Origin of the sequence: Nostoc sp., from assembly GCF_036919675.1 — a bacterium.
Taxonomy (GTDB): Bacteria; Cyanobacteriota; Cyanobacteriia; order Cyanobacteriales; family Nostocaceae; genus Nostoc.
The window spans coordinates 25,208-34,151 of sequence record NZ_JBALCP010000028.1 but is presented as its reverse complement, the minus strand read 5'-3'; the positions used below and the strand labels follow the sequence as shown (position 1 = coordinate 34,151).

The window sequence follows — 8,944 nt, the reverse complement described above, 5'->3', positions numbered from 1 at the left end:
CTAGCAGCACTGAGACGTTGTTGCTGGAGCGGTTAGCGGTAGCTAAGTCGAGCTTGCCGTCGCCGTTGAAGTCTCCCACTGTTACTGAATACGGATTACTGCCGACGGTGAAGTTGGTGGCGGTGGCAAAGCCGCCTGTGCCGTCGCCTAGCAGCACTGAGACGTTGTTGCTGGATTGGTTAGCGGCAGCTAAGTCCAGCTTGCCGTCGCCGTTGAAGTCTCCCATTGTTACTGACTTGGGATTACTGCCGACGGTGAAGTTGGTGGCGGTGGCAAAGCCGCCTGTGCCGTCGCCTAGCAGCACTGAGACGTTGTTGCTGGAGCGGTTAGCGGTAGCTAAGTCGAGCTTGCCGTCGCCGTTGAAGTCTCCCACTGTTACTGAATACGGACTACTGCCGACGGTGAAGTTGGTGGCGGTGGCAAAGCCGCCTGTGCCGTCGCCTAGCAGCACTGAGACGTTATTGCTGGAGCCGTTAGCGGTAGCTAAGTCAAGCTTGCCGTCGCTGTTGAAATCTCCCATTGTTACTGACTGGGGACCATTGACGGTGAAGTTGGTGGCGGTGGCAAAGGTGACAAACACTCCAGGGTAGGCTTCCCTAATTTCTGGTTGCAACGCCAGGGTGGAGGCGATTTGCCCTATCTTCACCTCTAGTTCCCAGGTTCCCCCTTGTTGGGCGTTGCCGATTTTTTGGGCTGAGGCGGCAATGTTTGCCCGGGTGAGTTGGTGTAGCTGTTCAATGAAGGTTTTTCCGGCTTCTCCGGCGGCGACTTCACACCCATAAATCAGGATTTCTGCGGCAAGCCATTGTTGTAGTTGCAGGCGATAGGTGTGGAGGCTGTCTAAATTGAGTTGGCTATTACCTAGTTGCAAGCTACCGGGACTACCGTGGGCAATTATCTGGATACTGGCTGCGGGATGGTTTTTTGAGAGGGCGCTGATTTGGGCAATGCCGTCTTGGTGTTTGTTGAGGACAATTACTTTGGCTGTGGGTATGATGCCTTGGGCGAGTATTTGATAGTCATTAATTGCTGAGTCGATGATGACTAGGGTGTGCTTTGTGGTAGTTGCAGTTGTCATGATGTTTAAGTATTTCCCTGTTTTAGTATTAACTTTGATGTTGGATAAAATCACTTGGTGGTCAGATCCCCGACTTCTCAAAGAAGTCGGGGATCTTGCAGCCCCTCAGTAGGATTGCGGGGAAGATCGGGGGCGAGAAGTATTCTAATGAATTTTACGTAGCTATTGACTTGATTTCTTATGTATGTATAGTTAATAACTAAATGCCCAACATTCTAGCGATGAATATCCCTAGTGTCAAAAAATTATATTTTTGCCAATGATCCGACAATCTACTGCTAAAGCTACTCTCCCTGTAGAAATACTCGCCTCGCGTTATTTCATCGACTGGCTGCAATCTCAGCAAATTAGTCTGGCTTTCTCTACCTATCAAAGTTCGCGCCTAATGCTGTTAGGGGTGAACGCCCACGGACAATTGTCGGGATTTGAGCGCGTTTTTGACCGCGCAATGGGGTTATATGCTACCCCAGAACGAATTTATCTCAGTTCTAGATCCCAACTCTGGCAGTTAGACAATGTGCTGACCCCAGGACAACTTTATGATGGTTATGACAAGCTTTATATTCCCCGAATTGCTTATACTACTGGAGATTTAGATATTCATGATTTGGCGGTGGAAGCTGATCACGAACGCATTATTTTTATCAGTACTATATTAAATTGTCTGGCAACGGTGAGCGATCGCCATAGTTGCATTCCTTTATGGAAACCGAAGTTTATTTCTAGTTTGGTGAATGAGGATCGCTGTCACCTGAATGGTTTGGCGATGGTGGACGGTAAACCCCGCTATGTTACCCTTTGTGGTGAATCTGATGTGGTGGATGGTTGGCGGGATAAGCGACAAAGCGGCGGCTGTATTATTGATATTCAATCTGATCAGGTGATTGCTAGGGGTTTATCTATGCCTCACGCCCCACGATTTTATCAGGGGAAGTTGTGGTTGCTGAATGCTGGCACGGGAGAATTTGGCTATATCGATTCCGATGGAGTATTTCAGCCAATTGCTTTTTGTCCCGGTTTTCTGCGTGGTTTGGCATTTAGTGGAGATTATGCCATTGTCGGCTTATCTAAACCCCGCGACAAAACTTTTTCTGGTTTAAAATTGGATGAGAATTTAGTCAGTAAAAATACTGAACCCCGCTGTGGATTGATGGTCATTGACTTGAAAACGGGGGGAGTTGTCCACTGGTTACGTCTAGAAGGAGAAGTTACGGAACTTTATGACGTGCAAGTGTTATCAGGAGTCGCCCGCCCGCAAGCGTTGGGATTCCAGACTGAGGAGATTCAGCAGATAATTACCCTTGATCCACGTTCTCCTCTGATTGAGGGAAATTTGCGAACTAACAAGTCAGCGCCTGCACAAGAATTTACTGAGAACCCAGATCAAGACAACATGATCTGTGTAATTACGCCTCAGAATCAAGACTGGCCTAATTCTGATTGGTTATGGCCAACTCCAGCGCAGCAATTTCTAGCTGTAGAACCGGTTTATCAACAAGCATTAGCCTTACAAACACAACTACAATTGACAGAGGCGATCGCTTTATACGAACAAATAATTAGCCAATATCCCCAATATGCTCCCGCTTGGTATCAGTTGGGGGTAATTATGGACAATCAGGGACAAACGAACCAAGCTGTTCTGGCTTACCAACAGGCATTGACAATTAACCCTAAATATGCAGAGGCACATAATAATTTAGGGATCGTGCAAGTAGCCCAGAAAAATTTAGAAAAAGCGATCGCTTGTTTTCAATCTGCAATTCTCAGCAACCCGAACTATGCTTTTGCTCACAATAATCTGGGTCTAGCTTGGCAAATGCAAGGGAAGCTATCAGCAGCAGCAGCTAAGTTTCAGGAGGCTTTACAGAAAAATCCCGATTATCCAGAAGCTTATCTGCATCTGGGGATTGTATTAGAGGCACAAGAGAATTTAAAAGGTGCGATCGCTTGTTATCGTTCGGCCATTCACCACAAACCAGACTATATTAAAGCTTACAACCGTTTGGGGTCAGCGCTGTTATCTTTGGCGATCGCTGGTAATGGTCAAGTAGATGCAGCCAGGGTAATATTTGAAAAGGTTTTAGAACTGCAACCAGACTCGGCTGAAGCATTCAATTACCTGTTTTACCTCAAAGAAATGACTTGCGATTGGCGGATGCGTCAGTCTGATTTAACCCGCATCTGGGAACAAACTCTTTCAGAGGTTGAGAAAGCAAAACCGACAACAATCGCCCCCTTTGATACCTTATACAAGCCTTGGGACAGGACTTTTTTACTAAAAATAGCTCGGACTCATGGAGAAAATATCCAGGAACAATGGGCAAGTGTGCAGCAATCTCTCAATTTTCCTCATTCCCGTTCCTTGACTGGGCGGCTACGCATTGGTTATTTATCGAATGATTTCCGCAACCATGCTACTAGTCATTTGATAAAAAGTTTATTTGACCTGCACGATCAAGCTAATTTTGAGATATTTGCTTACTCTTTCGGCGCAGACGATAAGAGCGAATACCGCCAACACATCACTGCTAACTGCGAACACTTCCAAGATATTACTACTTTATCTATAGAAGAAAGCGCCCGCAAGATTTATGATGATGGCATTCATATATTAATCGATCTCAAAGGTTACACTGCTGGTTCTCGCAGCGCTATTCTGGCTTTGCGACCTGCTCCCATTCAGGTCAGCTATTTGGGCTATCCTGGAACGATGGGTGCTGAATTTATTGATTATATCATTAGTGATCCAGTAGTCACACCACCAGAATTTGCTGATGGTTTCAGCGAAAAGCTAGTCACCTTACCCCACAGCTATCGAGTTAACGATCATCAACAAGCGATCGCTTCTACCCCTGTGACTCGTTCTCAGTATAATTTACCAGAGTCGGGTTTTGTCTTTTGCTGCTTCAATAACAACTATAAAATTGAACCGCAGATTTTCGATGTTTGGATGAGAATTCTCGCCGCAGTTCCGGGTAGTGTGCTGTGGTTACTTGTCAAATTCCCGCCTGCGGAGGATAATCTCAAAAGAGAAGCTCAAGCGCGGGGAATTAATAGCGATCGCTTAATTTTTGCCCAATATCACCCCAAAGCCGAACATTTAGCAAGACATCAATTAGCAGACTTATTTCTAGATACTCTATATTGTAATGCTCACACTACTGGTAGTGATGCTTTATGGACAGGTTTACCAATTATTACCTGTCTAGGAAAAACCTTTGCTTCTCGTGTTGCTGCTAGTTTGCTGATAGCAGTTGGTTTACCAGACTTAATTACTAATAACTTAGAGCAATATGAGCAATTGGCAATACATTTAGGCCATTCCCCTACAGCATTGCAGGAACTAAAACAGAGGTTAGCACAAAATCGTACCACTTACCCCCTATTTGATACACCAGGCTTTACCCGCAATCTAGAACAAGCCTATTTTGCTATGTGGGAGATTTATGCTGCTGGGAACCCACCACAAACAATAGAGGTGAGCGATATTAGCTATAAAAACATCTAAAGGGTTTTTAAATGGTTGCTCTATTTACGCCGTGACGTACTAGTACAGCGCGGCGGAAATAAGCAACCCATTCCAAATCAACGAAACGCTTACGCTGTATTCATTTTGACTTTTGACTTTTGACTTTTGATTTCCGCCTTGCGGTACTAGTCTGTCAAGTTTAAATTGATGGATAAGTAAGTTCGTAGTAAGGACTAAAGTCCTTATTTTCTAAGCACTAAAGTGCTTATTACAAACCCTTGATTACTAGCTTGACAAAGTACTACTTTAGATGTGGCTGCCCTGAATAAAGAAGTGAGATTCTCCACTCCCTCTTTTAGCTAACTAAACTGCTGGGCATAAGACCGTGCATAGCGACGCTCTAAGGCTAATAATTCTTCATGGGTTCCTGATTCGACAATTTGTCCCTGTTCAAGAACTAAAATGCGATCGCACCGTCTGACTGTTGATAATCGGTGAGCAATAATAAACACTGTGCGTTTTTCCATCAATCTTTCCAACGCTTCCTGTACCAGTGCTTCTGACTCAGAATCTAATGCTGATGTCGCCTCATCAAGAATCAAGATTTGGGGATTGAGCAGAACAGCACGAGCGATCGCAATTCTTTGTCTTTGTCCACCGGATAAGTTTACCCCACGTTCACCCACCCAAGTCTGATAACCTTCTGGCAACCGGCTAATAAACTGATCGGCATTAGCAATTTTCGCCGCCTCTGTAACTGCTTTCATTTTAAAAACGTCTTGTCCAAAAGCGATATTTTGGGCAATTGTTCCCGAAAACATGATGGTTTCTTGGGGAACAATCCCAATTTGTCGCCGCAGACTATGCAGCTTCACATCCCGAATATCAACACCGTCAATTAAAATTTGCCCAACTTCGGGGTCATAAAAACGGGGGAGGAGATTCACAAATGTGGTTTTACCAGCACCAGAAGCACCCACAAGAGCGATCGCTTCCCCTGGCGATACCAATAAACTGATATCTTTTAATACAGGTTCACCTGGTTTATAAGCAAAAGAAATATGACGATATTCTACTTTGCCTTTGACTGAGGGGAGAGCGATCGCATTGATCTTTTCGATCACCGTCGGCTGAATCGCCATCAATTCAAAAACGCGGTCAACAGATGCTTCACCCTGCTTAAATTCGTTGTAGTTGTTAGTAGTGTGACCAATGGGATCAATTAACAGCGCCGCCGCCGCCAGATAACTGAAAAAACTCGCCACTGTCAAGTTACCTTGGGAAATTTGCCACGCTCCCACAATCAGTAACGATAACGCACTTAAGGCTTCCAGAAATCCCACGATGGGAATCTGAATCGCTTTCAGGCGTTCGGCTGAGTATTTTGCTTTGAGACTGCGTTCTGCTTCATGGCCAAAGCGGGCGATTTCGTAATTTTCGGCAGCAAAAGCCTGTACCAAACGAATACCGTTGAAAACTTCCGCGAGGATGGCTGATAAACCTGACACGCGATTTTGACTTTTTAAGGAATACTTGCGTAACCGTTCACCAAACCAGCCGACTAAAATACCCATCAGCGGTGCAACTATCACTGTTGCTAGTGTCAGCTGCCAATTTAGGTAAATCATGTAAATTGGAATTGCCAGCAACTGCAAAATGCAGGGGATAAAGTCGTGAAATACTTTATTTACCACTTCACCAACTCGGTCAACATCTTCAGTGAGGCGGTAAGATAAATCACCTGCTTTTGCCGTTTCAAAATAGCTGAGATTTAACTTTTGAAGATGGGCATAGACTTGCTGGCGGAGATGAAAAGCAACTCTCAAAGCAGCTTTCGCCATGTACATATCTTGTATAGACTGAAACAAGCCTCTGACAAGAAAGACTAAGGCACAGCTGCCAGTTATTTGAGCGATCGCTACTACATTACCTTGTGCAAAGGGAATTGCCAATTTACCGGCGAGATTGATCAACACTAATGTCGCCAGTACGTATCCTAAGATGCCAATAAATCCCTTGGTGATGGTTTGCCACTGGAGTCGAATATAAGGCAGAAGTTGCCAGTAATTAGAACGCGTTTTCAAGCTCGAAGGTCCACAACGATATCTTTCCTTTGTTTGACGCTATCAGCTTTTGGGGAGTTTCTGAATAGTTAAGTAATTAGTTCCAAAAAGTGACGTTGCCGAATCAGAATATATCGATGATTCTTTGTTAGTTCCTACAGGTGCAATGCATCTGCGTAGCTACGAATGCCATTTGCCAAGGCTTGATGTCACTGGGGTTAAATATCTTTGATTGTGTTTCATCTTTTCAAGTGTTTGAGTATGAGCAGTGCGATCGCGGGGTATAAACCAAAGTTTGATGGTTTCGTCACCACTACCACTTACTAAAGTTTGCCCATTAGGACTAAAGGCAACAGACCATACAGACTTGGTATGTCCGGCAAAGTTAGCAAGGAGTTTGCCAGTAGCTAGATGCCAGAGCTTGATTGTTGTGTCATAACTACCACTGGCTAAGGTCTGTCCATTAGGACTAAAGGCAACAGACCATACGGCTTCGGAATGCCTTGCTAAAGTGTGCAACAATTTACCATCGCCCAGACGCCACAGTTTGATGGTTTTATCCCTACTGCCACTGGCAAGGGTTTGCCCATCAGGACTAAAGGCAACAGAACATACTTCTTGGGAATGCCCTGTGAAAGTCTGTATGAGTGTCGGACTGCCAGTACTTAGCTGCCAAATTCTAATGGAGTTATCTCTACTGCCACTAGCTAACTTCTGGCTATCGGGGCTAAAAGCAACAGACTTTGCCCAGCCTACATCCGGGAGCGTAAAGAGTTCTTTGCCTGTGTCCAGATTCCAGAGCTTAATGGTATTGTCAGCACTGCTACTAGCAAGCAATTTTCCATTGCCACTGATCGCAATTGCTTCTACATCGTCTCTATGCCGATCAAGGGTACGGATGAGAGTTCCTGTTTCCAGATTCCACAGTTTAATTCGATTATCCCAGCTGCCACTAGCGAGTATACGGTGATCAGGGCTAATCGCCAAGGATACAACTGCATCAGCATGACCTTTAAAAGTGTGGAGTAATTTGCCAGTATGCAGATTCCAAATCTTGATCGTGCCATTATAGCTACCACTAGCTAAAGTATTGCCATCTGGACTGATAGCGATCGCATAAACCCACGCTGAATGTCCTTTGAGGGTTTGATAAGGTTGAATGATTGGCAAGGAGATAACGCCAGGTGTGACCATCTCGAACGCTAATAGTAAACGATAAGAGCTAAACCCAACCAAGGTTGCTGTAGATGTAATTGCCAGTACTACTGTAATTTTCTTAACAATTGGGTTTGACACTACAGAGGGACTCTCCATTTACATAATTTTGGTGACAAATAGTCCAAGAAAACAGAAGCCAGAAGAAAAGAAAGCTTGTTTTAACTTTTTCAACTAATTAGTTACTTCCGGCATGTTGTACTAATGAAACTACCGAGTGTTTTTTTCTCCTAAATCTGCTTTCGTTACTTTATTTGCAATTTTTTGTTGCTTACCCTGGTGTTCAATCCAAAGTCGGATGAGAAATAAAACTGTGATTATGGTAGTAGCAACAAGGCTAATCGGTGTTAAATACGTCCAATGACCTGACATCTTGTCCCAGATATGCAAAATCAAAAGAACCATAGCTACATAAGTAAGTTTATGTAATTGCTTCCAGTTCTTTTTCAGTTTTTTTACACTCCAATTATTAGAAGTTATAGACAGAAGTGTAAAAATTATGAAAGTGCTTATACCCTGGATATATATCCAAAATGTCTTGATGTCCAAAAAATCAAAGTTTCTCTTTTGAACCATTAGGAAACCATGACCTAAAGCCAAAAAGAAAGCAATAATACCGATGAGCCGGCGGCGTTTGAGCAGCCATTGGGGAATTCCAGTCTCTTTAGTTTGCGGAAAAATAATTCTTATAATTGTGGGAATTAATGTGAATATATAACTAGCTAATGATAAAAATCCCAAAATATTAGGTAGGGGTGATTCATCCATTGAAACCATGATTAATCTCTAAAAATAATATTGTTGGCTATAGTAGAAACTACAGGTATAGGCAGTGAAAAATAACCTCTGCTCATCCTAGTCAAAATAGCGGATAAGCTAGGTATTTTAGGCCGATATACCAAGACAACTTTGCTAGGTAATTGAAGCCAAAATGCTTATTTAGGAAGTAATTAAAGTCTGCTATACTATCCAAAATTTGATTGGCAGACTACTAGTACAAGTCGGTGGAAGTTTGCATACCTTTAACAAGGGATTTTACCCCTTACTTGGTTAATTGAGATGGTAGCTGGATTTTTGCCGACTTGTACTAGATATTTATCAAAAGGTAAAGCAGTG

General features: G+C 43.6%; 5 protein-coding genes. 1 reads left to right on the top strand and 4 read right to left on the bottom strand.

The features are described 5' to 3' along the window. A partial coding sequence (locus V7K49_RS03985) for a DUF4347 domain-containing protein (protein ID WP_335204603.1) occupies positions 1-1,078 on the bottom strand: 1,078 nt, incomplete at its 3' end. Positions 1,079-1,337: 259 nt separating this feature from the next. Between V7K49_RS03985 and V7K49_RS03980 the strand changes: the two genes are divergently transcribed. Continuing rightward, a complete protein-coding gene (locus V7K49_RS03980) occupies positions 1,338-4,589 on the top strand; it encodes a TIGR03032 family protein (protein ID WP_335204602.1) in 3,252 nt (1,083 codons plus the stop codon). A gap of 320 nt (positions 4,590-4,909) precedes the next feature. On the opposite strand, the gene V7K49_RS03975 is transcribed toward V7K49_RS03980, so the two are convergent. The 3 genes from V7K49_RS03975 to V7K49_RS03965 form a co-directional block, all read right to left on the bottom strand. Beyond that, the gene (locus V7K49_RS03975) at positions 4,910-6,634 is read right to left on the bottom strand and encodes an ABC transporter ATP-binding protein (RefSeq protein ID WP_335204601.1); all 1,725 of its coding nucleotides are present in this window, start codon (positions 6,632-6,634) and stop codon (positions 4,910-4,912) included. Between the two features lie 159 nt (positions 6,635-6,793). Next, entirely contained in the window at positions 6,794-7,909 is a 1,116-nt protein-coding gene (locus V7K49_RS03970) for a WD40 repeat domain-containing protein (RefSeq protein WP_335204600.1), read from the bottom strand. Between the two features lie 129 nt (positions 7,910-8,038). Then, the gene (locus V7K49_RS03965; RefSeq protein ID WP_335204599.1) at positions 8,039-8,605 is read right to left on the bottom strand and encodes a ferric reductase-like transmembrane domain-containing protein; all 567 of its coding nucleotides are present in this window, start codon (positions 8,603-8,605) and stop codon (positions 8,039-8,041) included. Between the last annotated feature and the right edge of the window lie 339 nt (positions 8,606-8,944).